23 protein-coding genes and 1 riboswitch are annotated in these 26,427 nt (G+C 47.9%); of the genes, 10 read left to right on the top strand and 13 right to left on the bottom strand.

Annotated features, from left to right (window positions below; translation table 11 throughout):
* Positions 1-3 precede the first annotated feature (3 nt).
* Entirely contained in the window at positions 4-1,023 is a 1,020-nt protein-coding gene (locus LC508_RS20800; RefSeq protein ID WP_103730936.1) for a Gfo/Idh/MocA family oxidoreductase, read from the bottom strand.
* A gap of 155 nt (positions 1,024-1,178) precedes the next feature.
* On the opposite strand from LC508_RS20800, the gene LC508_RS20795 reads away from it, so the two are divergent.
* Both LC508_RS20795 and LC508_RS20790 read left to right on the top strand, forming a co-directional pair.
* Positions 1,179-2,768: a response regulator transcription factor gene (locus LC508_RS20795; RefSeq protein WP_158587242.1), complete on the top strand. Its 1,590-nt coding sequence runs from the start codon at positions 1,179-1,181 to the stop codon at positions 2,766-2,768.
* Positions 2,769-2,782: 14 nt separating this feature from the next.
* Positions 2,783-4,630, top strand: coding sequence for a cache domain-containing sensor histidine kinase (locus tag LC508_RS20790; RefSeq protein WP_103730934.1), 1,848 nt, complete (start codon positions 2,783-2,785; stop codon positions 4,628-4,630).
* A 90-nt stretch (positions 4,631-4,720) separates the two neighbouring features.
* On the opposite strand, the gene LC508_RS20785 is transcribed toward LC508_RS20790, so the two are convergent.
* The 6 genes from LC508_RS20785 to LC508_RS20760 form a co-directional block, all read right to left on the bottom strand.
* Complete coding sequence (locus tag LC508_RS20785; protein ID WP_033141244.1) at positions 4,721-6,481, bottom strand: type 2 periplasmic-binding domain-containing protein; 1,761 nt, start codon at positions 6,479-6,481, stop codon at positions 4,721-4,723.
* 37 nt (positions 6,482-6,518) lie between these two features.
* On the bottom strand, positions 6,519-7,391 hold the full coding sequence (locus LC508_RS20780; protein WP_033141245.1) for a carbohydrate ABC transporter permease: 873 nt from the start codon (positions 7,389-7,391) through the stop codon (positions 6,519-6,521).
* Between the two features lie 9 nt (positions 7,392-7,400).
* Entirely contained in the window at positions 7,401-8,318 is a 918-nt protein-coding gene (locus LC508_RS20775) for an ABC transporter permease subunit (protein WP_033141246.1), read from the bottom strand.
* Positions 8,319-8,628: 310 nt separating this feature from the next.
* Positions 8,629-9,525, bottom strand: coding sequence for a hypothetical protein (locus tag LC508_RS20770; RefSeq protein WP_103730933.1), 897 nt, complete (start codon positions 9,523-9,525; stop codon positions 8,629-8,631).
* Between the two features lie 295 nt (positions 9,526-9,820).
* A complete protein-coding gene (locus LC508_RS20765) occupies positions 9,821-10,510 on the bottom strand; it encodes a response regulator transcription factor (RefSeq protein WP_033142629.1) in 690 nt (229 codons plus the stop codon).
* Positions 10,503-11,999, bottom strand: a complete 1,497-nt coding sequence (locus LC508_RS20760) for a sensor histidine kinase (protein ID WP_033142628.1) — start codon at positions 11,997-11,999, stop codon at positions 10,503-10,505. Before LC508_RS20760 ends, LC508_RS20765 begins: the two co-directional genes overlap by 8 nt.
* Positions 12,000-12,046: 47 nt before the next feature.
* Between LC508_RS20760 and LC508_RS28780 the strand changes: the two genes are divergently transcribed.
* From LC508_RS28780 to LC508_RS20750, 3 genes are all read left to right on the top strand, one after another.
* Entirely contained in the window at positions 12,047-12,160 is a 114-nt protein-coding gene (locus tag LC508_RS28780; protein ID WP_353963995.1) for a DUF6783 domain-containing protein, read from the top strand.
* A gap of 129 nt (positions 12,161-12,289) precedes the next feature.
* Positions 12,290-13,684 (top strand): ATP-binding protein, encoded by a 1,395-nt coding sequence (locus LC508_RS20755; RefSeq protein ID WP_103730932.1) that lies wholly within the window; start codon positions 12,290-12,292, stop codon positions 13,682-13,684.
* Between the two features lie 114 nt (positions 13,685-13,798).
* Positions 13,799-14,041 carry a helix-turn-helix transcriptional regulator gene (locus LC508_RS20750; protein WP_033142627.1) on the top strand — a complete coding sequence of 81 codons (243 nt, stop codon included), beginning with the start codon at positions 13,799-13,801 and terminating at the stop codon, positions 14,039-14,041.
* A gap of 52 nt (positions 14,042-14,093) precedes the next feature.
* On the opposite strand, the gene metK is transcribed toward LC508_RS20750, so the two are convergent.
* The 6 genes from metK to LC508_RS20720 all read right to left on the bottom strand — a co-directional run bounded on the left by metK (position 14,094) and on the right by LC508_RS20720 (position 21,599).
* On the bottom strand, positions 14,094-15,281 hold the full coding sequence (gene metK, locus LC508_RS20745; RefSeq protein WP_033142626.1) for a methionine adenosyltransferase: 1,188 nt from the start codon (positions 15,279-15,281) through the stop codon (positions 14,094-14,096).
* Positions 15,282-15,424: 143 nt separating this feature from the next.
* A riboswitch (SAM riboswitch) is annotated at positions 15,425-15,525 on the bottom strand.
* 70 nt (positions 15,526-15,595) lie between these two features.
* Positions 15,596-16,366 carry an SDR family NAD(P)-dependent oxidoreductase gene (locus tag LC508_RS20740; RefSeq protein ID WP_033142625.1) on the bottom strand — a complete coding sequence of 257 codons (771 nt, stop codon included), beginning with the start codon at positions 16,364-16,366 and terminating at the stop codon, positions 15,596-15,598.
* A 5-nt stretch (positions 16,367-16,371) separates the two neighbouring features.
* On the bottom strand, positions 16,372-18,093 hold the full coding sequence (gene ilvD / locus LC508_RS20735; RefSeq protein ID WP_054352972.1) for a dihydroxy-acid dehydratase: 1,722 nt from the start codon (positions 18,091-18,093) through the stop codon (positions 16,372-16,374).
* Between the two features lie 264 nt (positions 18,094-18,357).
* Complete coding sequence (locus LC508_RS20730; RefSeq protein WP_033142623.1) at positions 18,358-19,053, bottom strand: FadR/GntR family transcriptional regulator; 696 nt, start codon at positions 19,051-19,053, stop codon at positions 18,358-18,360.
* Positions 19,054-19,297: 244 nt separating this feature from the next.
* Positions 19,298-20,695, bottom strand: coding sequence for a GntP family permease (locus tag LC508_RS20725; protein WP_103730931.1), 1,398 nt, complete (start codon positions 20,693-20,695; stop codon positions 19,298-19,300).
* 208 nt (positions 20,696-20,903) lie between these two features.
* Positions 20,904-21,599 (bottom strand): GntR family transcriptional regulator, encoded by a 696-nt coding sequence (locus LC508_RS20720; protein WP_033142622.1) that lies wholly within the window; start codon positions 21,597-21,599, stop codon positions 20,904-20,906.
* Positions 21,600-21,956: 357 nt separating this feature from the next.
* Between LC508_RS20720 and LC508_RS20715 the strand changes: the two genes are divergently transcribed.
* The 5 genes from LC508_RS20715 to LC508_RS20695 all read left to right on the top strand — a co-directional run bounded on the left by LC508_RS20715 (position 21,957) and on the right by LC508_RS20695 (position 26,416).
* Positions 21,957-22,979 (top strand): zinc-binding alcohol dehydrogenase family protein, encoded by a 1,023-nt coding sequence (locus tag LC508_RS20715; protein ID WP_033142621.1) that lies wholly within the window; start codon positions 21,957-21,959, stop codon positions 22,977-22,979.
* Between the two features lie 31 nt (positions 22,980-23,010).
* Positions 23,011-24,279 carry a lactate racemase domain-containing protein gene (locus tag LC508_RS20710; protein ID WP_103731385.1) on the top strand — a complete coding sequence of 423 codons (1,269 nt, stop codon included), beginning with the start codon at positions 23,011-23,013 and terminating at the stop codon, positions 24,277-24,279.
* A gap of 226 nt (positions 24,280-24,505) precedes the next feature.
* The gene (locus LC508_RS20705) at positions 24,506-25,279 is read left to right on the top strand and encodes a nitroreductase family protein (RefSeq protein ID WP_103731386.1); all 774 of its coding nucleotides are present in this window, start codon (positions 24,506-24,508) and stop codon (positions 25,277-25,279) included.
* A 16-nt stretch (positions 25,280-25,295) separates the two neighbouring features.
* Positions 25,296-25,640, top strand: coding sequence for an ArsR/SmtB family transcription factor (locus tag LC508_RS20700; RefSeq protein ID WP_103731387.1), 345 nt, complete (start codon positions 25,296-25,298; stop codon positions 25,638-25,640).
* Positions 25,641-25,669: 29 nt separating this feature from the next.
* Positions 25,670-26,416 (top strand): EFR1 family ferrodoxin, encoded by a 747-nt coding sequence (locus tag LC508_RS20695; protein WP_103731388.1) that lies wholly within the window; start codon positions 25,670-25,672, stop codon positions 26,414-26,416.
* Positions 26,417-26,427 lie beyond the last annotated feature (11 nt).

Genomic DNA, 26,427 nt, shown 5'->3' with positions numbered 1-26,427 from the left:
CTGTTATAATGTGATGATCTTGCCGGAGGTGATCGAAAGATTTCCCGCGTTCACTACCTTCACTGCCATCTTGCCGTCATGCCCTGTCACCTTAGGCTCCCTGTCTGTGAGGATACAGTCCACAAAATCCATATCCTCCTCCAGATAGGCATCCTTGAACAGAAACTTCCAGCTGTTGGTAAAAGATTCGTATCTGTGCATATCACTGCGGCACACCGTAATGGGCCTTTCCTGTGTCTTTCCCAGGAAAATGCATCCCCTGGTCCCCAGGATCTCCACCCTGGCATCATAGCCGTACAGAACGCCCTGTGCTCCGTCTATCATACCCTGCATACCGTTTTCAAACCCTGCGGACAGGATGACATTGTCATAGAAATCCGGGAATTCCTCTCTCGCGTCCGGGCAGCGGTAATTGCCGCCCATGGCATAGACCGTCTTGAACTCACTTCCCGTAAACCAGCGCAGGGTGTCAATATCATGGCTGTTCACCTCCGCCAGAGGGCCGTTACTCTTGCTGATGTCATACATCCAGGGCTTCGGTATGCTGGGACCTCTGGTATTGGACCGGACCATGACAACATCGCCGATATCCCCTGCGTCCACAACGCTTCTGGCCTCCATAAAGGCACTGTCGAACCGCCTCATAAAGGCCACCTGGAGCTTCACATGGTATCTGGCAGCGGCCTCCTCCATGATCTCACACTCCTCCACCGTGATCGCCATGGGCTTCTCACAGAGGATATGTTTTCCCGCCCTGGCTGCCTCCACGGCGATCTCACAGTGGTACTTGGTGGGCGTGACGATGATCACCGCGTCAATCTCCTCGTCCTTCAGCAGTTCCCTGTAGTCCTCATATCCTTTCTCTATCTCCAGTTCCTGAAGCGCTGCCTGCACATTTTCCCTGCAGGGGTCCGCCACTGCGGTCAGCGCTGCATTCGGCACAGCGGCCCTGAAATTTCTGGCATGGATCATTCCTGCCCTGCCTGCGCCTATCAAACCTAAACTGACTTTTCCGTTTTTCATTGTATTTACTCCTGTCTTCCTATTTATTTCCTTTGTTTTAACGCTTGTTATTTTCCCGATTCTTGATATACTAAAGATATCACGCAGCCATGCAGGTCTATCCCCGCATGGCTGCCATATCATTTCTGAGAAAAGAAATACGGGGGAATTTACACATGTATAAGGTACTGATCGCTGAGGATGAGATGCTGGTGCGGACCGGCATACGCGCATCCATCGACTGGGAAAAATTCAATATGTATGTAGTGGATGAGGCAGCCGACGGGCAGACTGCCTGGGAGCTTTACCGGAAGCATCAGCCCGATCTGGTGCTCACTGACATTAAAATGCCCTTTATGGACGGCATTGAACTTATCCGCAAAATCCGTGACACCGGGAGCCCCACGGAGATCATCATTCTGTCCTGTCTGGACGACTTTTCCCTGGCAAGGGAGGCGATCCGGCTTGGTGTCAGCGGCTATATCCTGAAACTCACCATGACCACAGAGGAGATGGAGGAGGTTCTGGAAAACGCCTGTCAGACTCTTGATAAAGTCACAAAAACCAAAGGCAGTTCCGTGGCTCCCGTCAATCTCTATGATGTCCTGGAACACAGTCTGCTGAGCCATCTTACATACAATGTCCCTTCCCTGTCCGAGTGCCTGTCCACCCTGAGGGAATATTCTGTCACCATCCATCCCCATGATCTGGTAACCGCACTGATGGTGGTTGACCAGTACGAACAGCTCCAGGACTTATACCAGGACAGCCACGGACAGCTTATACAGTTCTCTCTTTTGAATATCATCAACGAGATCCTGGCAAAAAGCGGTTCCGGACTTGTGGTCCATGTCTCAGGCTCCCGCTATCTGCTTCTCTTCCACAACGAGAAAGAGACGCGTTCCTTCCATCTGATCTCAGGGGTGCTGAGTGAGATCATGACGGTTTTGAAAAACTATTTTAATGTGACGCCGCATTTTTGTATCAGCGAGATGACACAGGACCTTTCCCGGCTGCGGGTACTGTATCAGCAGTGCCTTCTGCTGGATGAACAGGAGTTCTTTCTCTTTCCCGGCTCAGTGAACCACTATGACAGTTCCTGGAAGACTTCCCTGTGCCAGACACTGCTGACACGGACCAGACATACACTGAACGCCTTTATGGACCCGGGGTTCACCTCCGGTTTCCTTTTACAGCCCCTGGAGGAGCAGTTAAAGAAAGAATTCTCATCCAAAGCCGTGCTGAACATCTTCTACGACAGCTATATCGTCTACCTGCACAACCAGGGTCCCGGTGACGGCGACTCCTATCTGTGGGTGCGCGATTTTCTGCAGGCGCTCTCTGCCTGCAAGAATTATTACGAGATGCTGGAACAGTTTGTGGCACACGCGCAGAAGCTGGAAAAGCTGTCCCGGGAACGTATGTCCTGCAGCCGGGAGATTCTCCAGGCACTGCAGTTCCTGCAGAATAATTACCACCGCCAGATTACCCTGAACGAAGTCTCCGGCCTTGTGGGACTGAGCCCCAATTACTTCAGCAGCATCTTCAAAAAAGAACTGGGGACTTCCTTTTTAGAGTATCTGAACCGTTACCGCATAGAAAAATCCATGAAGCTTCTGCAGAATACTTCCATGAAATCCTATGAGATCGCCTACGCATGCGGCTTTTCCGATGAGGGATATTATGGAAAGACCTTCAAGAAGTTCACCGGCAAGACACCCAATGAATACAAAAAGTCCTGTGTTTTCACCACATCCAATGAGTAAAGGAGTACCTGTCCATGTTCCGACTGCTGAAAGACAAAGCCATCAGCCTGAAGCTGAAATCAAAACTGATCCTGTCCTTTATGCTCACCAGTGTTTTTATCCTTCTGCTGTTTGCCCTGTTTTTTTACCGCTATACATCCACCACGCTTCTGCAGCAGTCAGAAAAAGCCACGCTCAGTTCTCTGTCCCAGCTTGAGGTCAATCTGACCACTGTGCTGAATACGGTCAATACTGTGAGCAGGAATATCCTGGTATCCTCCTACTTCTCAGAGGAAATGAAGCTGGACCAGATCAGCTCCCCGGACGATGTCCAGTTCATCAACGATGTGTACGACTACTTTTCCGAGATGATGACAAGCTACGATTACATACACTCTATTGTCTATTACGGTGACAACGGCCTAATCATCGGTTCCAGCGATAATAAAAATTACTTTAATTTTGACAGCAGCCTGACCGGCTCTTTCTATGAGACCCAACTGAAAAAGGACCTGGAGGAGAAAGGCGGACCGATTGTATGCGGCGGCCTGCGATACAGCGATTTCTTCGGAGGAACGTATTCCTCTAAGATGGACACCCGCTACATCACTCTGGGCAGAAGGCTTCAGACTGCGGGACAGACCTCCGGCTATGTAGTCATCAATATCCGCGAGTCCTACCTCCGTTCCCTGTATCACGATGACAAGAAAAACGTATCAGGAGAAAGCCTGCTGCTGGATGCCCACGACCTTGTCATCTCCGCTGAGAACAAGGAACTGATCGGCACAAAAGCCGTGACCAGTCCGCTGGATACGGACAATACCGTGCATCTTACCCTGTCTCTGGGGGACAATGATCTTCTGAACAAGAACAATCAGATCATCTATTATCCCTATGAGCATTACGGGCTTTCCATTGTCTATGAGATGCCCTTTGAGATCCTGTTCGAGAATATCCATCAGTTAAAGGTCATGATCATCACTCTGCTGGCCGTGTTCCTGGTCCTGGCTCTGATCATCAGCATGTTCTGGATATACGCCATCACCAAACCGCTCAACAGCCTGATTGCTGCCATGAAGACCATGGGAAGCGGGCAGATCGGGGTCAGAATGGAGGCTGCCAAATCCTCGGACTTTAAATTCCTGACAGACCAGTTCAACCAGATGTCCCGGAACATCCAGCATCTGATAGATGAAAATGAGATCATACAGGAGGAACGCCACGAACTGGCAGTACAGAACCTGCAGAACCAGCTCAGCCCTCATTTTCTCTACAATACCCTGAACACGATCAAATGGATGGCTATCGTCAGCAAGGCCACAAATGTGGCTGACTGTGTGACCGCTCTGGGCAATCTGCTGCAGCCTCTGTTCCGAAACACCAAGACCACCTGGCCCCTCAGCGATGAACTGAACTATCTGAAAAACTACCTGCGCATCATGAATTACCGGACAGGAACACCTATTGATTTTACGTCGGAAATCGATCCCTCCATCCTGCCCTGCCTGATGCCGAAATTCATCCTGCAGCCACTGCTGGAGAACGCCATATCCCATCAGAATCCATCCCCGGAGGTAAAGAACACCATCACCCTTACCGGGCACAGGGAGGACAACACAATCTTCCTTGTCCTCACCGACAACGGCCTCGGCATCGATCCGGACAGACTACAGGTTCTTCAGGAACTTCTGGCCTCCAATGAGGACTGCACCAAACCCCTGGACCGGGCCTCCCTGCCCCAGGGTATCGGTATCGGTATCCTGAACACCAACCGCCGCATCAAACTCCAGTACGGCAATGCCTGCGGGCTTACCGTTGCATCTGCTCCGGGACGCGGGACTTCTATCACACTGACTCTTGTAAATGTTACCGAAAGGGTATAAAAAGGCGCCGCCCGTACCGGAGTGTGTCAAAGCACACTCCCGGGCAGCGCCTTCTCCGTACGAGTACGTGTTTATCTTCGGAAGCGTCCTTTATTTATCTGCAAATTCTTTTGCTGTCTTCTGTGCTTCGGACCAGATACCTTCCATCTCTTTCACCACATCCGCATATCCTTTATCCTCCACAGACTGGATAAACGCATCTTTCTTGGCGTCAAAGTCTTTGGGGTCTGACATGATCACATCAGCCACTCCAACCTTCACATACTCATCCACCTGGGCGGACAGATTCTTTGTCTCATCAGAAGGTTCCTTGATCAGGTTTGGTGTCAGGTCCACTTCTGTACTCAGCTTATATTCACCGGATGCAATCTTGGATTCGATCACCTGTCCCGGATACTTGGCATCAGCAACACCGCTGTCTGCAATGAAGATCTCGTCAATCTTGGTGGTGGATTTTTTAACTTCCTCGGCAGCTTTTAACAGACTGGCCGGATATCCGTCAGATAAGATCTGGCTGGAGCTGAGGCCAGAAAGTTTTGTATAGGCAAAGCCTTCACTCTGTGCATAAGTGGCATTTGCAGCCACGCCGTCGCGGTACTCTTTTGTCATCTGCGGAACACCATCCACTACTTCCCAGTGAACCCCCTCAACACCGCTGTTTAAAAGCCTTGCGCCTTCTTCGCTGAACAGATAATCAATCATCTCAATGGCTTTTACCGGGTCTTCACAGTTCTTTGTCAGTGCCAGCGGATAATCCTGTGCCCATCCGAAAGGTTTGTCGCCCTCATAGGCACCGTACATATAATCCAGGCCGGTGGGCACGATCTCAAAGCCCTTTTCCGGGGTTCCGGCTGCCGCGTAAGCGTCATTTGCCGTATTGTACAGCCAGTTTGCATAGGTCACAAAGGTCTGTCCGTTTTTCAGCTTGTCCATATAGTTATCGTATTTCTGTGTGAAGATTTCCGGGTCCAGGATTCCCATGTTGTATGCTTTGTTGTAGAATTCCATGCAGTTCCAGAACGGCTCGGAATAGTAGGTTGCCAGCGGCTCTTTATTTACCATGTCATAGCACATGCCGTAGGACCAGTTTGTAACGCCTGACATAGCCTGATAAGGAATGGTCCACATCCAGAGGCCCCAGTCACTCCATCCTGAGATGGCATAGGTCTTATTGCCGTTTTCTGTCTCCGGTTCTGCATCCTGCATAGCCTTTAAAGCTTCCAGATAGTCATCTGTGCTCTTAATCTCCGGGGAACCGATCTCTTTGTACAGATCATATCTTGTATAGAGGGCAAGATTGGCACCTGAGCGGTCCACCACTTTTGTGTCCGTGGCCTTGTTGATCTGGACAGGAAGATAATACAGTTTCCCGTCATTGCTCAGAAATTCTTTGGAGTATTCAATGGCATCCGCGAATTTCTCTTTGATGTTCGGTGCATGTTCCTCGATCAGATCATCCAGAGCAAGGAGCTGTCCGCTCTGTAAGAGTGCCTGGGCATCCACACCCAGATCCCCGTAATTGCTGTTCACTATGCCCGGAAGGTCACCGCCGGCCAGAAGCACTTTGAACTTCTGGGCGTCACCGTTGATGACATTCAGGCGCACCCCTGTCTTCTCAGCTATAGCGTCTGCGATGGTGGTATTCTGAGGTCCTGTCTCCAGAGCATCTTTATCCCAGAAGGTGATCTCCACCTCACCGCCGCTGCTGCTGTCCTTTCCCTCCTCCTGTTTCTCTGTTTTTTCCCCTGCGTCTTTCTTCGCTTCGTCTTTGCTGCCGCATCCTGCAAGCATGGACACTGCCATGGCTGTGCTCAAAAATAATGCGGTAAGTCTCTTCATTCTTTTTTTCATACTCATTCTCCTTAAACCTGTATTTTTCCTGCTGTACTCATCCCTTCACTGCCCCCATCATGATTCCCTTTACAAAGTGTTTCTGCAGAAATGGATATACACACATAATTGGTACGGTTGCGATCACCGTAATACACATTTTAATCGCCATCGGCGTTATCTTTACAGCGTTTGCAGTGTCGGCCATAGTCTGTGAAGATACATTTGCCACATTCTGGGCCTGGTTGATATAGTTGTAAAGTATCATCTGCATTGTCTGTAAATTTTCATCATTTACCAGAAAGTAATTGTCTGTCCAGTTATTCCACTGCGCTACCGCAGCATAGATGGCAATGGTTGCCACGATTGGCTTGCACAGCGGAAAGATAATGGAGCGGAATATCCTGAAATAACCGGCCCCGTCAATCCTTGCTGATTCCTCCATGGAAATCGGCAGAGACTCCATATACGTTTTTATCAGAATCATATAATATGCAGAAACTGCTGTGGGCAGAATGTAAAGCAGGAAGTTATCCTTCAGCCCGTATGCTCTCATGGTCAGATACCAGGGAATCAGTCCGGCATTGATATACATTGTGATAACAAAAAAGCGGTAAACAAATTTTCTTGCAAACATCTCCTGCTTTGTCACCAGGTACGCCAGAAATGATGTACACACCACGGTAAGCGCAGTCCCTAAAAACGTTCTCGCCACAGAGATTCCAAAAGCTCCCACAATATTATTCAGAGAAAAAAGCGTCTTATACGTCTGGAGGGAAAATCCCTTCGGCAGCAGAACTACCTTTGATGCCAGTTCCGGATTGCTTATGGAATATATGACCACATAGTAGAACGGGTAGATACAGACAATCGTGATCAGGATAAACAACAGGTAGTTGATTGCGTCAAATACTGTAAATTTCTGTTTCATTTCTTCCTCCTATACGATCGACTCGCCCCTGACTTTTTTTGAAAGCTGATTTGCCCCAAACAACATAGCCACACTGAACAGTGTCTTCAGCATACCCAGTACGGTTGAATAAGAATAATCATTGATCAGGATACCTACTTTATACACATAATAATCGAGAACCTCGATCCTGTCCGCAACCAGTGGGTTGAAGAATACAAAATACTGGTCAAATCCGTTATTCAGCAGATTACTGATACTCAGCAGCAGCAGTACAAAAAATGTAGGATACAGACTTGGAATCGTAATATTCCTGATAAGCTGGAACCTGCTTGCACCGTCCACTCTGGCAGCCTCATAGAGTTCCGCGTCGATACCGGCGATGGCTGCTATGTAGATGATTCCATTCCATCCAACGGATTTCCAGATTCCCAGTACCCACTGCATACACCATACCGCGTCGTTTTCTCCCAGAATATTAGTGAAAGCCTTTGTTGACCCCATCATCTTCAGGATATTGGCAATCAGACCCTCATTGGAGAACACGGCAAAGCTCAGCGCAAATACTATGATCCAGCTGATGAAGTAAGGCAGTGTGGTTGTCGTCTGTACAAATTTTTTAAAAAACGGCCTCCGTATCTCATTTAAAAATATTGCAAAAAACATGGGTATCGGTGCCGCAAGCAGTCCCAGACCGCTCATAACCAGCGTATTGCGCAGGACTCTCGACAGATCTCTCCAATCAGTAAAGATTTTCATAAAGTTCTTAAGTCCCACAAACTCCATATCACTAAGCGCCAGTCCCGGCTTATAATCAAAGAAGCCATACATCCAGCCAAATATAGGTACATAAGCAAATGCAAATACAAAGATTATGAAGGGCAGGGCCATGAAAAAAAGCCTGTACTTTGGTTTTATCTTTCCAGCCCTAAATTTTCCCACTTTCATTCCTCCTCTCTTATTTTATACGCTCCGGATTCGTATCTCTTGTTGATGGTTCTATTATATTGTCCGAAGGGGGGTGTCTCAATGGAGAGAATTATGATTTTCCGGAGAAAATTCGTATATAAAAAAAGAGGGGCCGTTAAAACGGAAAATAAATCATTATGAGGATTAGAAATATAGGGGATTTTTATGATTTTTAGGAAATTTATTGATTTATAATATCAGAACTGATCACATGAAAGGTGTTTCCCCTGCAGTGATCACGCAGGGGAAGAAATGGTTTCTTTTATAGAAATGTCTCGGGGGCCATATCTCATGCCTCCTGTATACTCTTGATGATCCTGGCGATTTCTTCCGTGGTTTCCTCCAGTTCTTCCGCAATTACATCTATGGATTTTCCTTTTTCCAGCTTTCTCTTTACTAATTCCTTCAGCTTCTCCTGCTGTCCTTCCTGCTGCCCTTCCTGTCTCCCAGCCGCATAGGCTTCTTCACGCTGTACTTCCACATCCAAATCATAATCGTACTCTGCTATCAGCATATTTACCACCTCACTGCCCTTCTTTTTCAGATATTCGGTCAGTATTCCTGCCTTCATACATTCCTCTACGGCATTTTTGTATGCATCAGAGCTGCCTGTCTGCTGGTGTTTTCTTAGAATCTCTACAAATTCGCTGTACTCCCTCAGTATGCTGCACCTGTCAAGGATCTCATGGCCCTGCTCCGGATTGATATTGATGACCTTCACACAGAGTTCCAGCATGGGGGAATGGGTATCCTCCTTCTGCGCATATGCATCTGAGAGGTACAGCATCTTCTCCTTTGCCCAGGGGTCCTTCCCATTATAAAAGGTATAAAACTCAGGGGTCGGAATCTTTACCGTCTTTTTTCTGTACCGGTCACGCACCGGAACGATCTGTTCTAAGGCCCTGCCTATATACAACAGTTCCCGCAGCGGCATGTTCTCATTGATCGTTGACTGGTGTTCGCCAAACACCATTACCTTATCCTCAATACCAAAGGATACGTCATTGCAGAAATTCATATAAAGCACATCATCCACTCTGATCTTCCGGACTTTCGTCCCCTCCGGAAGGGGGTCCTCATGCAGTGCATTGTAAAGTGAAATCTCATTTTTCTCCGCAGATTCATCCTCGAAAAACAAATCCACAAATACACTGTTCTTGTACTTCTGGTTCTCTTTTGCTGTCATAAATGCCCTCCTTTTACAGGCCATATGGCCAAAGGAAGACTTGCTTCTATATTTTATAGTATAGAAAAAACCTATGGATTATTCAAGACCTTCCCCTGAAAAACGGCCCTTATTTTATTTTGATTTGGTAAATTCGGGGGAACTCCCCATTTGACAGCCTCTCGGCCGAAAAGCAGAACTTATGAACTGATAAATCATAAGTGTATTCAGTATATCACAGAGAAAGGTTCCTTTCAACAGGCAGTAAAAAAGGATAGCAGTGCATAAAACTCACAACTGCTATCCTCAAATCCTCTCACACCTTAAACCGGTATCCAACACCCCATATGGTCTCAATATACTGCGGTTTCGCCGTATTAAATTCAATCTTTTCACGAATCTTCTTAATATGCACTGTCACTGTGGCAATATCACCGATGGACTCCATAGCCCAGATTTCCTTGAACAGCTCATCCTTTGTAAATACCCGGTTGGGATTCTGTGCCAGGAAGGTAAGCAGATCAAACTCCTTGGTTGTAAAATTCTTCTCCTCACCGTTGATCCACACACGCCTTGCCGTCTTGTCAATCTTCAGGCCGCGGATCTCAATAATGTCATTCTCCTGCACGCCTGTACCGATCAGTCTCTCATATCTGGCCAGATGTGCTTTCACTCTGGCAACCAGCTCACTGGGACTGAACGGTTTTGTCATATAGTCATCCGCTCCCAGACCCAGACCGCGGATCTTATCAATATCGTCCTTTTTGGCAGAGACCATGATCACCGGATTGTTCTTTACATTCCTGATCTCACGGCAAATCTCAAATCCGTCCACTTCCGGAAGCATCAGGTCCAGAATGAACAGATCATAATTTCCCTCCAGCGCCTTCTTAAGCCCCACGTCACCGCGGTGCTCAATCTCCACCTCAAAGCCGCTCAGCTCCAGGTAATCCTTCTCAAGGTCGGCAATTGCCTCCTCGTCTTCAATAATTAATATCTTACTCATTCATCGGTACCTCCTGGTATTTTCTAAGAACGAAGTACATAACCGTTCCGATATTCTCCTTGCTCGTTGCCCAGACCTTGCCTCCGTGATCCTCCATGATCTTCTTGACTATTGAGAGGCCAATGCCGCTTCCTCCCTTGGAAGAATTTCTGGAAGCATCCGTACGGTAAAACCTGTCAAAAATATTGGGCAGGTCTTTCGCTGCGATTCCTTTTCCGTTGTCCTCAATTTCCACCTGGACAAAATCCCCTACGTCCTTCACCCGCAGGTTGATCCTCCGCTCTCTGCTGCTGCCCATGTATTTGAGGGAGTTGCTCACAATATTGTTTATAACCCTTTTAATCTGCTCCGCATCGGCAATGACAAGCACCTCAGGTCCCACATAATTGGAATACTGGAACTGTACGGACTTGGATTCCAACTCAGAATCCAGCTCCTCTGCACAATCATCAAAAAATTCCGTCACAGAAATCTTATTGAAGGTGTAGGGTATCCTGTTGGTATCCATTTTGGAGTAGAACGTCAGCTCATTGATCAGTCTGTCCATGTCATTAGCTTTATTATAGATTGTATGGATATATCTGTCCATCTTTTCCGGTGTATTTGCCACGCCATCCATGATTCCTTCCACATATCCCTTGATGGCAGTGATCGGTGTCTTCAAATCATGGGAAATATTACTGATCAGTTCCTTATTATCCTTGTCAAACTCCAGCTTCTCCTCAGCGTTCTCCTTCAGTCTCTGCCTCATGGCCTCAAAATCCTGGCACAGATCGGATATCTCATTCACACCCTCGCTGGCAATAGAAAAGTCCAGGTTCCCTTCCTTGATCTTCTGGGTCGCTGTCCGCAGCTTATCAAGGGGTGAGATAACGCCCCTGTAAATCCACCAGGTAAGCCCCAAAGCCGTAACCGTGAGGATGATCACCACGGCTGCCAGCATATTCCGAATCAGCTCCTCTATCTGCGGCAGCGTTTTAAACACACTGGAAACCACAAAAAGACTGCCTTTTCCGTGCTCGCTGGTCTCAAAGTCAATTTGCTTAACCAGCGCCTTTATCTTGCCTCCCAGATAAAAACCATCGCTGCTGTCACCGCTGTCATCCTTGTAATCCGGCAGCCTGCTGATAAGCTCCGACGGGTAGGGATCACATCCTATATATCTTATTTTATCATCTTCCCGCACAATAAGATAGGAGTGTACCTGCTCCAATTCCTTGTTAATGGAATCCAGATATTCGATATTTTCCAAATCTTTGGGAGATTCCTTGGCTGCCTCCGACAACCGGCCGATAGCGCCGCTCGTCATGCTGTTGATCACCTCTGCCGTGTTGGTCAGGCTTTCATATGTGGCATTCTCAATTCCATACTGCTTTTCTATGGCCTTGAGCTGATACTGGCTGAAACCCCAGAACGCCACACCGGTAAACAGCAGAGGCTCCAGTATGATGATGAAAAAAGAAACGATAATCCTTGTCTTTAATTTCATGTTCCGGCACCTTTCTGTCCTCTGCCCTAGAGCCTGTTTGAAAATTCATTCCGACAAACTGTGGCGCACAGCTTGCCGAAAGCAATTTTCAAACACGCTCTAAAACGGGCATAATGTCTTCTGGTAAATATTATAGCATAATTTGCTGCATTTTCTTCTAAACAAAAGTGAATCAAATCTAAACTTTCTATAAAAAACCCTGCAAAATCCTTTGACTTTACCTGAAACACCTTCTAAAATATAATCAACAGGAAAAGCGGCCAGACCGCAGGACCCACCGAGGAGAAACTATGTTTTTAGATAAAGATAACCATCTCGCAAAATTAAATGAACTGTACGGGCAGAACTGCTTTCAGTCCGCCTCCCTCTACTGTGACGCCGGTATGGGAAAGACCACTCTTCTCAGACAATTTTCAGCTGGAAAACGCACCCTGTATTTCAAACCCCTGGAGACTACGGACCGTGAAAACTTCCTGGCCCTGAAGGAAGAGGCTATCCGTGTGCTTGGTGCTCTGGAAAAACTGAAAGCTGCCAAAAGATTCGCGGAACTGTTCCGCACCATAGGAAGATCCGCCAAAGAGGAACCTCTGCTCTTTATTATTGACGATTTTCCACATCTCATCAATAAAAACCGCAGACTATCCACATTGATCCAGTCTTATATGACAAAAGAGTGGAAAACTTCCAAACTTTTTGTGATTTTATGTAAACCAGCTTCCCTGTACGAAAAAGAAAGTACCCAGGCTGCCAATCCACTGCTCTTAAAGCCCTTTACTTTCTTCGAGACGCGGCAGCTATTCCGCCATCTGCCCATAGAACAGCAAATCTGTATATTCGGCATTACGGGAGGCGTGCCCGGCTATCTGGCCTACTTTGTCAATGGCAGGCCGTTTCAGGAGAATCTGTATCAGTTATTTTTCACGGAGGAAGGTGCCTTTTACCGACGTCCCACCAAGTTTTTAAAAGTACATCTGTCCGAGCCGGAACTGGCCCACTCTGCCCTTCTGTGTCTCGGCGCAAAAAGGCGCAAGCTCCACGAGATCTGCGAGCGGACAGAACTGACCCCAAGCGCCGCGGGGAGCCTTATGAATACCCTGGACCTGCTTGGTCTGGTGGATAAGATCATTCCCGTCACGGAAGACGCGGGAAGCCGCAGGACGCTCTACCGGATTGCTGACGGCGTATTCCGCTTCTGGTATACCTTTGCCGCGCCTCACCGCAGCGCCATTGAACTCGGGTGCGGAAGAGATGTATTTGAAAAGGAAATACTCCCTGCCCTGGACAGCTACTCCAAAGAGACCTTTGAGGATATCTGCAGGCAGTATCTGGATCTTCTCGCCTCTCTGGGAGAGGCTCCTTTCCCCTATGACCACGCGGGAAGCTGGTGGGGACAGCATCCCACCAGAAAACGCACCGAGTACGTCCCCATCGCTGCCGCGGATGACAGCAACATGCTTCTGGGAGACTGTTTCTGGACAGACCAGTGGATCGATCTGGAGGGCCTGCAGGGTCTTCAAAAACATGCCGGCCTGTTCCCGCACAGTACAATCTGGTACTGCCTGTTTGCCAAATCCGACTTTGTCTCCGGCATGGAAACCATCTTCGGGGACACTGTGAAAGTCTTTACACTGGAACAGATGTGTACCCGGGCAGATGCCGTTGTCTGCACACCAGATATCTGCTAAAATTGGTAAAATAGATGCACATGACAATTTTTACGATATAAATGTCAATTCCCAGTTAGTTTTTATCAAGTTTCCTTTTGGATATACTAAAAGAAAAAAGGAGACACGGCAGAAATGGACGAGAAAAGAGAACGCCAGTTTCGGGAACTGGGACTGACTATATCGTATTACCGAAAACTGAAAGGGCTCACACAATTACAGCTTGCAAATGCCGTTGGTCTGAGCCGTACACACATCAGTAATATCGAAGCGCCCAGGATCAAAACATCCCTTTCCCTGGAAAGTCTGTTTGATATTGCAGATGCACTGGACATACAGCCCAGAGACCTGTTCAATTTCCGTGAACAGCAGCAATAGCAGAAAAGGTTCCGCATTCCTTCAAGCAGAGAATGCGGAACCTTTTAATTTCTTATAAATATTTCTTTAAGTCTTCAGCCTTGTCCAGTCTCTCCCAGGGCAGATCCAGATCATTTCTTCCGAAATGTCCGTAAGCTGCGGTCTGTTTGTAGATCGGACGTCTCAGATCCAGCATTTTAATGATTCCGGCGGGCCTTAAGTCAAAGTTTTCACGTACGATCTCCGTCAGCTTCTGGTCTGAAAGTTTACCTGTGCCGAATGTTTCCACCTGGATGGATGTGGGATGCGCAACGCCGATGGCATAGGAAAGCTGAATCTCACATTTTCTTGCAAGACCTGCTGCCACCATATTCTTTGCCACATAACGGGCTGCATATGCTGCGGAGCGGTCCACCTTTGTACAGTCTTTACCGGAAAAAGCGCCGCCGCCGTGACGGGCGTATCCGCCGTAAGTATCCACAATGATCTTACGTCCTGTCAGGCCGCTGTCCCCGTGAGGTCCGCCGATAACAAAACGTCCTGTAGGATTGATGAAAAATTTTGTCTCTGCGTCCACCATGTCTGCCGGAAGGATGGGGTCAAACACGTATTTCTTAATATCCTCGTGAATCTGCTCCTGTGTGACATCCGGGTCATGCTGTGTGGAGAGTACCACTGCATCCAGGCGGATCGGGCGGTCATTCTCATCGTACTCAACCGTCACCTGTGTCTTGCCGTCCGGTCTCAAATAAGTCAGTGTGCCATCCTTTCTAACCTTTGTCAGCTGGCGTGACAATTTATGTGCCAGGGAGATGGGATAAGGCATGAACTCCTCTGTCTCATCTGTGGCATAGCCGTACATCATACCCTGATCACCGGCGCCGATGGCGTCGATCTCTTCCTCAGACATGCTGTTTTCCTTTGCCTCCAGAGCCTTGTCCACACCCATGGCGATATCCTTTGACTGCTCATCAATCGTGGTGATCACACCGCAGGTATCCGCGTCAAAGCCGTATTTGGCTCTCGTATAGCCAATCTCACGTACGGTCTCCCTTACGATCTTCGGAATATCTACATAGGCATTCGTTGTGATCTCGCCCATTACCATAACCACACCCGTTGTGGTACAGGTCTCGCAGGCCACACGGCTCATGGGGTCTTTTTCCATCAATGCATCCAGAATGGCGTCAGAAATGGCATCGCACATTTTATCCGGATGGCCTTCAGTTACTGATTCGGATGTAAATAATCTTTTTTCCATGTTGTTCTCCTTTTTTAAGATTGATTTATCCTGCGGCTGATTCCTGCGCCGAAGCGCGGCCGCCTGCGGTTATGTTCCTCTTGCTCGCCGTATGCAATAAAAAGGGTCCGCTTAAGCGGACCCATATCTTACATAAATGAATCCTCTTATTGTTCGACTATTTCGCTCAGGTTGGCACCTTCCTTTTGCAAGGGGTTGCCGTGACTTCACAGATCCTATGTATCTCCATCACTCTGAATAAGAGAAATTATAACCTATTCACTTGTCTTATATACGATAACGCTTTTTCTATGGTTTGTCAATGGGTAATGGATTTATTTCACCAGATACCCGCCGTCGACCGGGATCACCGCACCGCTCACGTAATCACTTGCATGGGAGGCCAAGAAAATAGCCGCGCCCTTCATGTCATCCCCGGTTCCCCAGCGGTGTGCCGGGATTCTCTCCGAAATAGACGCAAATCTTGGATTTTCCGGATCCATAAGCGCCTTGTTCATCTCCGTCGCCATATACCCCGGCGCAATGGCATTCACATTGATTCCTCTTGCCAGCCAGTCATTGGTGAGTTCCTTGGTAAGCTGTGCCACACCACCCTTGGATGCCGCGTATGCAGGTATGGTCTGGCCGCCGAAAAAGGAATTCATAGAGGCAATGTTGATGATCTTGCCGTAACCCTTTTTCAGCATCACCCTGGCTGCCTCCTGGCAGAGGATAAAAATGCTGGTCAGGTTCACGCGGATGACCTCATCCCACTCCTCCAACGGAAACTCTTCCGCACTGTGGCGTCTCTGGATTCCGTGGGCAGTGAGAAGAATATCCACATCACCGCCCAGACTGTCCAGGCACTCCCGGAAAACACGGTATATATCCTCCCTGTCCCCCAGATTTCCCTTGACTCCGTGGCATTTAAATCCACGGCTCTTAAATTCCTCCGCCACCCGGAACACACTGTCAGAGGTACCCACGATCGCTACCTCACAGCCTGCTTCCATATAGCCTTCCGCCATTCCGTAACCCAGTCCTCTTGTCCCGCCGGTCACAATGGCTTTTTTTCCGCTGATATCAAATAAATCCTGTGCGTGCATCTGCTTTACTCCATGTATCCGCCCTTCATAGGAGAGACGGCCCTTTCTGAGAAGATTTTCAAGACACCCTTTTCATATTTTACAGGTTTTGGCTGCCATTTGCTTCTGCGTTCCTTTAAAACAGCCTCAATCTCTTCCTGTGTCTTCTTCTCACCTGCGATTCCCACTATGCGGAGCACGCGGCCCGGAATATTCACCTCGATCAGATCGCCCTCCTCAACCAGAGCGATGGGACCGCCCTCTGCCGCTTCCGGAGAGATATGTCCGATTGCAGGACCCTTGGATGCTCCTGAAAATCTTCCGTCTGTGAGAAGGGCAATGGAAGCGCCCAGCTCCGCGTCAGACGCAATGGCCTCTGTGGTATAGAACATCTCCGGCATACCGCTTCCTTTCGGTCCCTCGTAACGGATGATCACCGCGTCACCGGGTTTGATCTCATGAGTCAGCACCGCGTGGATGGCATCCTCCTCACAGTCAAAAGGACGTGCTTTCAGGGTAGCCTCGAACATTTCTTTCGGAACTACGGTATGCTTTACCACAGCCCCTTCCGGAGCCAGGTTGCCGTAGAGAATGGCAATACTGCCGTCTGTTCCAAAAGGTTTGTCAAAAGGACGAATCACATCTTCCCTTTTCAGACCCACTTTTTCCAGGTAGCTGTCGCATTTATCATAGAAGCCGTTCTTTTTCAGTTCCTCCAGGTTCTCGCCCAATGTCTTACCGGTGACTGTCATCACATCCAGATGCAGCATATCCTTGATTTCTTCCATAATGGTCGGAACGCCGCCCGCATAGTAGAAGAACTGTGCCGGCCACTCTCCTGCGGGACGGATGTTCAGCAGATAATGTGCACCTCTGTGGAGTCTGTCAAAGGTATCGCCGTCGATCTCAATGCCGAATTCCCTTGCAATAGCCGGGAGGTGGAGCAGGGAGTTTGTGGAGCCGGAGATTGCAGCGTGCACCATGATGGCGTTCTCAAAGGACTTCATGGTCACAATCTTGTCCGGTGTCAGATCATGCTCTGCCAGCCATACTGACTGTTTTCCCGCTTCCCTTGCCACTACACGCAGGTCCTTGCTGGTAGCGGGCATAAGCGCACTTCCCGGCAGCATCAGGCCAAGTGCCTCTGCCATGATCTGCATGGTGGATGCGGTTCCCATGAAAGAGCAGGCACCGCAGGAGGGACATGCGTTCTGCTTGTAGAAGGTCAGCTTCTCCTGCGTGATCTCCCCGCGCTCGCACATGGCATTATACTTACCAATCTGTTCCAGTGTCAAAAGGTCAGGACCTGCGTCCATAACACCGCCTGTCACAATAATGGAAGGAATGTTCACTCTTCCCACGCCCATCAGGTGCGCCGGCATTCCCTTGTCACAGCTTGCAACGAACACGCCGCCGTCAAAAGGTGTGGCGTTGGCATGGATCTCGATCATATTGGCGATCATATCTCTGGATGCCAGGGAATAGTTGATTCCATCGTGGCCCTGGGCCTCGCCGTCACAGATGTCCGTGGTAAAATATCTGGCGCCGTGTCCGCCCGCCTCAGCGATTCCTGCCCTGGCCTCCTCCACAAGCTCCAGCAGGTGTCCGCTGCCCGGATGGCTGTCACCAAAGGTACTCTCAATCATAATCTGGGGTTTTGACAAATCCTCCAGCTTCCATCCTGTTCCCAGACGGAGCGGGTCTAATTCCGGTGCAATTTTTCTTAATTCCTGGCTTCTTAACTTCATAATCGTTCTCCTTTGACTAAGTGAATCTGATGAATCGCTGCTTGATTTGGAATGGATTGGTTTTTTTGAAGACATCATACGTCGTATCTGTTTGTATAGTAACACTTCTTTTCCCCGGGGTCAAGAGGCTCACTTATTTTATCCCTTTTGCTTATTTTTACCCTCCGAAATTTATGCATATTTCACAAAACAAGAGGCCGCTTTCATGCACGGCACCCGGGACTTTTTCCTTCTGCGCCGTGTGCAATAAAAAATCCGGGCCTGTTACAGCCCGGAAAGTCTCTCTATCTTATCCTGATTGCTTGCCAGATGCTCTATCATGGCATCCTTAGCAGCCTTGGGATTGCGTTCTCTGATGGCATCCACGATCATCTGGTGAGTGCGCACGGTTTCCTTTGTCAGGGAATAGTCCGTGATATTTATAAAAAGGGAAATACCTGACTGGATGACCGGAATGATATTCGGCATGATCATATTCTTGCTCATCTTTGCCAGCATTTCGTGGAACTCAATGTCCTTGTGCATATGAGGCTCCTCTTTGTCGCAGAGTTCTTTCACCTCATCCTCGATCCGCTGCAGCTCTTCTATTTCCTCCGGCATGGCCCGCTCTGCGGCAAGCGCTGCGATTTCCGGCTCAATGATCATGCGGACTTCACAAAGATCAAGGCCAAGCCTTTTCTTATCATCCACAAAGGCAAATCCCAGCGGGTCATCCACCACTCCGGGATTTTCACAGACAAAAGTCCCGCAGCCCCGGCGGATCTCCAGGATGTTTCTGGAGACAAGGATCTTCACTGCCTCCCTTATGGTACCTCTTCCCACGGATAACTGCTGTGCCATATCAAATTCATTCGGCAGCTTATCCCCCGCCTTCAGCGCCCTGTCCGCTATCAGGCTGATAATCTGCTCTGCCACTCTCTCAGGCAGTAATTTTTTACTTTCATTCAACGATTCTAACATATATAATTACCTCTTTACCTGTTTATAATGATCCTGCACCCTCATAACCACTGTTTTGCTGTACGTGTATCACAGACGGAACCCTGTCAGGGGTACTTTTTGTCGAAGGTTTTCTGCATTTTTCAGCATTTGTTTACATATTATAGCATGTTCGTTTAAAGAAAGTCTACCAGGCACAGCATAAAAAATGCCGTCCGGAGAAACGCATCCCCCGGACGGCAGCTTTAACCTTATGCTCTCACACTTACATCATAAGTCCCGGCAGGAAGCCCTGGAACAGAGAAAGTATGGATACAAATATGAGAATTGCCACGCCGGCAACAAAACCGCCGATACTCCATCCACGGATAGTATCCGTAACAGAAATCTTAAAGAACCGGCTGATTGCCCAGAATCCGGAGTCGTTCGGCAGTGAAAGGCCGATACCGCCTGCACAGATAGCAATTGCACACAGAATCGGGGATACACCGCCGGATGCAATTGTGCTGGACATGATCGCTGCTGTTGTCATAAGCGCTACAGTTGTGGAGCCCTGTGCGCAGCGGATGATCTGTGCGATCAGGAAACACAGTACCAGAATCGGAATGCTGAACTGTGACAGGGAACCTGCAACATAATCAGCGATACCTGTAGCCTGCAGAACCTTACCGAAAGCTCCGCCTGCACCTGTGATCAACAGAATCAGACCAACCTGGTCGGCAGCCTCTGTCATAATGTCTGTGGCTGTCTTAGTGATGTATTTTCTTGAGATGACTGCAGCGTAGATAACACCTGCCATCATGGCAAAGTTTTTATTTCCGATAAATGTCACAAACGGAACGATCGCGGAATCTTTTCCCACTGCAAGAGGGATAAAACTTCCCAGCAGAATCAGTACGATGGGAACAAGAAGGATGGACAATGCCTTGCCTGCGCCCATTTTCGCGCGCTCTTTTCCTTTTCCGCTCTTGGACATTTCTGCTTCTTCTTCATCCAGATCCTCAAATGTATAGAAGTGGTTGTTCTTGTGGTCCTGCTTGTTCAGGATAGAACCATAGAAGATACCGCCCACGATCATTCCCACAAATGCGGAGATCAATGCATAGAAGAAGAAAATACCGATTTCAATATTCAGCTCCTCAGCAACAGCCAGCGGCGGCGCTGTAGGAAGCACTAATGCGAAAGTACATGTTGTTGCAACAGAGATCGCACAGGCAAATGTTACCATGGAGATCTTTGTTTTTTTGGAAAGCACACGGAGCATTGGGGCAAACATGATGTAAACAACATCGCCGAATACCGGAATACCTGTGATAAATCCTGAAAGTGCTACGGCGATAGGTGATTTTTTCTCACCGAATGCACCTAATATCTTATTGGAAATTGACTCAATACCGCCGGACTCGAACATGAACTTACCCAGCATTACACCAAGACCTGTTACCATACCGATACCGCCCAGAGTACCGCCGAATCCGTCTGTAACGGTCTGCGCCACATCAGCCAGCGGCATATTCACCAGCACACCTGTGCCAAATGCGGTGATCAACAGCGCAACAAAAGCGTTCAGCTTAAATTTAATGATCAACAACAATAATACGACAATTGCAAGAATAAAAATACCTATCAGCAATGGCCCTGTTACCATTTCTCCTGAAAACATATACGTTTTCCTCCTTTTCCCTTTTCCTGTTATCCCTGTCACTTCTTCAGCAAGTAATAACACGTATGACCTCTCATCCATTCCATAGTTCGACTATAACAAATCAGACGTCACACGTCAAGGGTAAATATAAATTATGTAAGTTTATTATAAATTTTCCATAAACTTTTTGTGCACTTTTTATATCGCATTTCACTTTAACGCGCTGCTAGCAGAAATACTCTGGGTATTTTTCAAGTATTTCCTGGAAATGTCTCCGGTAGGTACCCAAATGCCGGTCATAAAAAATCTTCAGATCAAAGTCCACAGAGAGTCCCAGAAGCAGCATATGATAGATATCCCTGTGCTCCTGATGAATGGCTGTAAGGTCAGTCTTGTTCATGATCGCATCCAGATACCTGACCCTGTCGTAATGAGAACTGACCTTTTTCATGGCATACCAGGTCTTCTGCTTTCCCGCCATGGTATAGATCAGATGATGAAATTCATCGTCAAGCTTGAAGAAGGGGTCTATCTTCTCCTCATCTTCCAGCGCTGCCTTCTGCCTGTCCAGGTTGTCCTTCAGGATTTTCATTCCCTCTTCCTTTATATTGCCTGCAATCTGGCGAATGATCTCCGGTTCGATCACGGATCTGACAAAATACCCTTCCTTCAATATATCTATATGAATCATGGAAACCCTGGAACCGCTCTGCGGAAAAACATCCACAAGGGATTCCTCCTTCAGCATAATGATCGCCTCATGTATGGGCGTCCTGCTGATTCCCAGCAGCTCAGTCAGCTCCCCTTCATTTAATGTGGCCCCCGGCATGAGCTGCAGCGTCATGATGTTGCTTCTCAGCAGCCTGTAGGCATATTCCCGGTTATTTTCCTTTTCTCTCTTCTCTGATATTTTAATGGTCATAATCTGTCCTCTGTCCTGTATATTCTCTCTTTTACTGAAGCGTAACATACCCTGGACACCGCGTCAACTCAAGCAGCATCATAAGACAAGAGACGTCATACGTTTTGTGAATTCTATACATAAATCTCATTTATATGTTGGCACTTTTTCATATTGTACTTTGCTTCTGCATTTGTTATAGTAGTTTCAGGATAACTGATATATCAATTCATTTCATCCATCCATTCCATTTCGGCTTGTTTTCTTCATATTCTTGAGAATAAAAGCCGCGAATTAATATATCAGTTGCGCTGCAATATACAGAACGTGTTCTATATCAACGTTTATTTTTCAAATAAAAAGGAGTGTTCTAATCACATGAAAGCCATTAAAGTAATCGAACCATTCAAAGTTGAAATCGTCGACGTCCCCAAGCCGGAGATCAAAAATGATGATGATGTAATCGTGCGCATCACCTCCGGTGGTATCTGCGGGTCTGACATCGGTATATATAACGGAACCAATTCACTGGCAACTTATCCGCGTCTGATCGGCCATGAGTTCGGTGGAATCGTAACAGAGACAGGTAAAAATGTAACATCCGTAAAGGCAGGCGACAAGGTTGCCGTTGACCCGGTTATAAGCTGCGGCCACTGCTATGCCTGCAGGATTGGACGCCACAATGTATGCTCTACCCTGGAAGTCATGGGCGTTCACAGGGACGGCGGCTTTGCTGAGTTCGTATGCGCTCCGGAAGCCAACATCCACAAATTCCACAAGGATTTTGATGAATCCTTCCTGGGACTGGTCGAGCCTTTCACCATCGGCGTGGAGATCAACAGAAGAGGCCAGATCACAAAGGGCGACAAGGTGCTGATCATGGGTTCCGGCCCTATCGGTATTGCTGCTATGCAGGTTGCTAAAAGAAACGGCGCTGAAGTCATCATGACAGACCTGGTAAAAGAACGCCTTGACAAGGCCCTTTCCATGGGTGCAGACGAAGTGGTTCTGGTATCTGAGGAGAACCTGGAGGAACGTCTCCTGAAATTCACAGACGGAGAAGGAATCCCGGTGATCGTAGACACTGTATGCATCCCCTCCTCCTTTGAGCAGAGTGTACAGCTTGCCTGCCCGGCCGGACGTATTGTAGTTCTCGGACTGAAGAATGTTCCCTCTCAGATCACCATGGCTGACATCACCAAAAAGGAACTGACCATTGCAGGCTCACGTCTGAACAACAACTGTTTCGACGAAGTGATCGCCGGCTTTGAGGACGGCACCCTCCATCCGGAACAGCTCATGACAAAATCCTACAATTACAAAGATATAATGGAAGCTCTGACCATGATCACGGAACATCCCCAGGATGTACTGAAGCTTGTCCTGAAGTTTGAAGACTAAATCAATCCATTGACAGAAACAGGAGGAATCTATGAACGAGATATACCTGACAAATGAAACTTCCGGTATCACTCCCGCTGAAGTGGAGAAATGCATGGATGAACTGCTGGCCCAGTACCCGGACTTAAAAAAGGTGCTTATCATACCGCCGGATTTCACCCGCTGCTACTCCTATGCCGGGGAACTGACACAGATTCTCTATAAGAAGCTGTCCCCCACCGCCACCGTACATGTGATGCCCGCCCTGGGCACCCACATGGCAATGGACGCAGAGGAGAAGGAAAAGATGTTCGGCCATGTCGTGCCTGAGGAAGCATTTTTAGTACACCACTGGCAGACAGACACCGTTTCCATCGGAAAAGTGCCTAAGGAAGTCATCGAGGAAATTTCCGGAGGGCTGTATTCCACGGACATTGAGGTGGAGGTCAATGAAAAGCTCATCCACGGAGGATATGACCTGATTCTCTCCATCGGACAGGTGGTTCCCCACGAGGTTGTGGGCATGGCCAATTACAGCAAGAACATCTTCGTAGGTGTGGGCGGACGCCAGATGATCAACAAATCCCACATGCTCAGCGCCATTTGCGGTATGGAGAAGGCCCTGGGTGTTGCGGACTCCCCCGCAAGGAAAGTCTTCGACTATGCCCAGCAGCATTTCCTGGACGGAAAACTCCCCCTGGTGTATATCCAGACTGTCACCACCTTAAAGGATGAGGAAATCTGCCTGAACGGACTTTACACAGGGCCTTCCAGAAAACCATTTGAGCTTGCGGTCCAGCTCTCGGAAAAGCTGAACATCTGTCATGTGGAGCGCAGGGCAAAAAAACTTGTCACCTATCTGGACCCCTATGAGCTGAAAACCACATGGGTGGGAAACAAAGGCATCTACCGCACAAGAATGGCAGTCGCCGACGGAGGGGACCTTATCATTCTGGCTCCCGGCGTCAAGGCCTTCGGCGAAAACGAAGAGATGGATCATATGACCAGGACATACGGCTACAAGGGCCGGGACTATGTGCTGAAACTGTTCAATGAAGGTGCTTTTGAGAACAGGATCATGGCTGCCGCTCATCTGATCCAGGGCTCCTCTGACGGAAGATTCCGGATCACATACTGTACCAGACCGGAAAATCTTTCAAAAGAAGAGATTGAGAGTGTGGGCTATCAGTGGATGGATTATGAAAAAGCCGCATCCCTGTACGATCCGGAGACTTTGCACGACGGGTGGAACACACTGGAGAACGGGGAAGAGATTTATTTTGTGAAGACGCCTGCTTTGGGTCTTTGGAAAGTGGACTGACGGGAAAATATAAATTGAATCTTTGCATTGTTTTATAAACAACGGGGTATTTCTGTAAATATGCGCAGAAATACCCCGTTGCTGTGCATTACAAAGCGTGCTGCCGGGCACGAAATGAACAGCGGCCGGGGATCATTTTTATGGTAACCGATTTCTTTACCAATGTTGTATCCGGCATTTTTGTTCTGTATAATGGTTAACATACTTAAACGAAAGGATTTCAGCCGTGAAAAAACATCAGGTAAGAATAGATACAGACAAATGCGTTGGCTGTGGGATATGTGTGAAGACATGCCCGGCACATAACATAGAGCTGAAGAATAAGAAGGCCAAAATCATACTGGATGACTGCCTTATGTGCGGACAGTGCACCGCTGTCTGTCCCAAAGAGGCCGCTTCCATAAGCGGTTATGAACATGAGGACACTTACAGGAACCCGGAAGTGCGTTTAGACCCGCCGGCAGTTCTGGATACGATCCGTTTCCGAAGAAGTATCCGGCAATTCCGGGATAAAAAGATACCAAAAGAGATCATGGACCAGATTCTGGAAGCCGGAAGACTCACCCATACAGCAAAGAATATGCAGGACGTATCCTTTGTTGTCCTTGATAAAGAAAAAGACAACATAGAACAGATGGCAGTCAGCCTCTTTCAAAAAATAAAACCTGCTGCTGACCTATTCAGCCCCATGGCAAGGCGTAATAAGATTGATAAACACTTTTTCTTTTTCCGTGCCCCCGTCGTTATTGTCATTCTGGCGAAAAATAAAACAAACGGTATCCTGGCCGCCCAGAATATGGAATTCGCTGCAGAAGCAAACGGACTTGGAGTCTTGTACAGCGGCTTTTTTACAACCGCAGCCAACCATTCTTTCAAAATCAAAAAAGCTTTGAAAATACCCCGTGGAAAGCATGCTGCCATGACTTTGGTATTAGGATATCCGGATGTAAAATATCTCCGCCCGGCGCAGCGTGAACCTTTAGATGTAAGATATCTATAGAAAATGGAGTGCGATAATGGAATGTGAAGAAAGACTGAAAAAAATAGTAGACGGATTCCAAAAGAACAGAAATGCCTTTTCTGCCATTGGAGATGATACAAGGCAGCTCATCCTGCTTGTTCTGCTGGAAAGCGACCTGTCAGGTATTCGGGTAGGAGAGATTGCGCAAAAGACGCATCTGACAAGACCTTCTGTATCCCATCACCTTCAGATCCTCAAAGAATCCGGTATCGTCGCAATGCGGAAAGAAGGAACAAAAAACTATTATTATTTAAGTGCAGAGGAAACGCAGTGGAAGGAAATCGCTGATTTAGTTAACCTTATCTATGGAAGTATCCGGCACATCAGCTCACGGTCATAACAATTTTTTATATTTTGGAGGACAGTCCCATGATCTTATATTTTTCAGGAACAGGCAACAGTGAATATGCTGCAAAGCGGATTGGTAAAGAAATCGGAGATGAAGTTACGAATCTGTTTGAAAGGATCAGAAACCATGACTTTTCAGCCATGCGCTCTGACAGGCCGTGGGTTATCGTCTCACCCACCTATGCATGGAGAATCCCCCGCATTCTGCATGCATGGCTGGAAAAGACTGCGCTGTCCGGCAGCAGAGAGATTTATTTTCTCATGACCTGCGGAGGCAGTATCGGAAATGCGGAAAAGTATCTAAAAAAACTATGCAGTTCTAAAAACATGGATTTTTCAGGATGCTTTCCCCTCCTCATGCCCGAGAATTATATAGCCATGTTCTCCACTCCCGGCAGAGAAGAGGCGCTGGAAACCATCCGCCTTGCAGAAACCCATATAGACAATGCCGCACGCCTGATAAAGGGCGGAAAAAAGTTCCCGCAGAGTCATCTTACCGTAAAAGATAAAATAAACAGCAGCATTGTCAACGATATCTTTTATCCTGTGTTTGTTCATGCAAAGAAGTTTTCCGCAGCAGACTCCTGTATCTCCTGCGGAAAATGTGCAGATGTGTGTCCGCTGGGCAATATCCATATGGATGACGGGAAACCGGTGTGGGGGGAAGATTGTACGCATTGTATGGCATGTATCTGCCGCTGTCCGAAAGAGGCAATTGAGTATGGGAGGCATAGTATGGGGCTGCCGCGGTATATTTGTCCGAAATAGGAGTAATGCGG

This window comes from Blautia parvula, assembly GCF_020215665.1.
Classification (GTDB): Bacteria; Bacillota; Clostridia; order Lachnospirales; family Lachnospiraceae; genus Blautia; species Blautia celeris.
Note: the sequence above shows the minus strand (reverse complement) of the source record. Positions and strands in the feature narration are given on the sequence as shown.

What these genes read in the sequence shown, in the direction of transcription:
- LC508_RS20800 (WP_103730936.1), bottom strand. Translation starts at nt 1,023, where the DNA reads ATGAAAAACGGAAAAGTCAGTTTAGGTTTGATAGGCGCAGGCAGGGCA.
- LC508_RS20795 (WP_158587242.1), top strand. Translation starts at nt 1,179, where the DNA reads ATGTATAAGGTACTGATCGCTGAGGATGAGATGCTGGTGCGGACCGGC.
- LC508_RS20790 (WP_103730934.1), top strand. Translation starts at nt 2,783, where the DNA reads ATGTTCCGACTGCTGAAAGACAAAGCCATCAGCCTGAAGCTGAAATCA.
- LC508_RS20785 (WP_033141244.1), bottom strand. Translation starts at nt 6,481, where the DNA reads ATGAAAAAAAGAATGAAGAGACTTACCGCATTATTTTTGAGCACAGCC.
- LC508_RS20780 (WP_033141245.1), bottom strand. Translation starts at nt 7,391, where the DNA reads ATGAAACAGAAATTTACAGTATTTGACGCAATCAACTACCTGTTGTTT.
- LC508_RS20775 (WP_033141246.1), bottom strand. Translation starts at nt 8,318, where the DNA reads ATGAAAGTGGGAAAATTTAGGGCTGGAAAGATAAAACCAAAGTACAGG.
- LC508_RS20770 (WP_103730933.1), bottom strand. Translation starts at nt 9,525, where the DNA reads ATGACAGCAAAAGAGAACCAGAAGTACAAGAACAGTGTATTTGTGGAT.
- LC508_RS20765 (WP_033142629.1), bottom strand. Translation starts at nt 10,510, where the DNA reads ATGAGTAAGATATTAATTATTGAAGACGAGGAGGCAATTGCCGACCTT.
- LC508_RS20760 (WP_033142628.1), bottom strand. Translation starts at nt 11,999, where the DNA reads ATGAAATTAAAGACAAGGATTATCGTTTCTTTTTTCATCATCATACTG.
- LC508_RS20755 (WP_103730932.1), top strand. Translation starts at nt 12,290, where the DNA reads ATGTTTTTAGATAAAGATAACCATCTCGCAAAATTAAATGAACTGTAC.
- LC508_RS20750 (WP_033142627.1), top strand. Translation starts at nt 13,799, where the DNA reads ATGGACGAGAAAAGAGAACGCCAGTTTCGGGAACTGGGACTGACTATA.
- metK (WP_033142626.1), bottom strand. Translation starts at nt 15,281, where the DNA reads ATGGAAAAAAGATTATTTACATCCGAATCAGTAACTGAAGGCCATCCG.
- LC508_RS20740 (WP_033142625.1), bottom strand. Translation starts at nt 16,366, where the DNA reads ATGCACGCACAGGATTTATTTGATATCAGCGGAAAAAAAGCCATTGTG.
- ilvD (WP_054352972.1), bottom strand. Translation starts at nt 18,093, where the DNA reads ATGAAGTTAAGAAGCCAGGAATTAAGAAAAATTGCACCGGAATTAGAC.
- LC508_RS20730 (WP_033142623.1), bottom strand. Translation starts at nt 19,053, where the DNA reads ATGTTAGAATCGTTGAATGAAAGTAAAAAATTACTGCCTGAGAGAGTG.
- LC508_RS20725 (WP_103730931.1), bottom strand. Translation starts at nt 20,695, where the DNA reads ATGTTTTCAGGAGAAATGGTAACAGGGCCATTGCTGATAGGTATTTTT.
- LC508_RS20720 (WP_033142622.1), bottom strand. Translation starts at nt 21,599, where the DNA reads ATGACCATTAAAATATCAGAGAAGAGAGAAAAGGAAAATAACCGGGAA.
- LC508_RS20715 (WP_033142621.1), top strand. Translation starts at nt 21,957, where the DNA reads ATGAAAGCCATTAAAGTAATCGAACCATTCAAAGTTGAAATCGTCGAC.
- LC508_RS20710 (WP_103731385.1), top strand. Translation starts at nt 23,011, where the DNA reads ATGAACGAGATATACCTGACAAATGAAACTTCCGGTATCACTCCCGCT.
- LC508_RS20700 (WP_103731387.1), top strand. Translation starts at nt 25,296, where the DNA reads ATGGAATGTGAAGAAAGACTGAAAAAAATAGTAGACGGATTCCAAAAG.
- LC508_RS20695 (WP_103731388.1), top strand. Translation starts at nt 25,670, where the DNA reads ATGATCTTATATTTTTCAGGAACAGGCAACAGTGAATATGCTGCAAAG.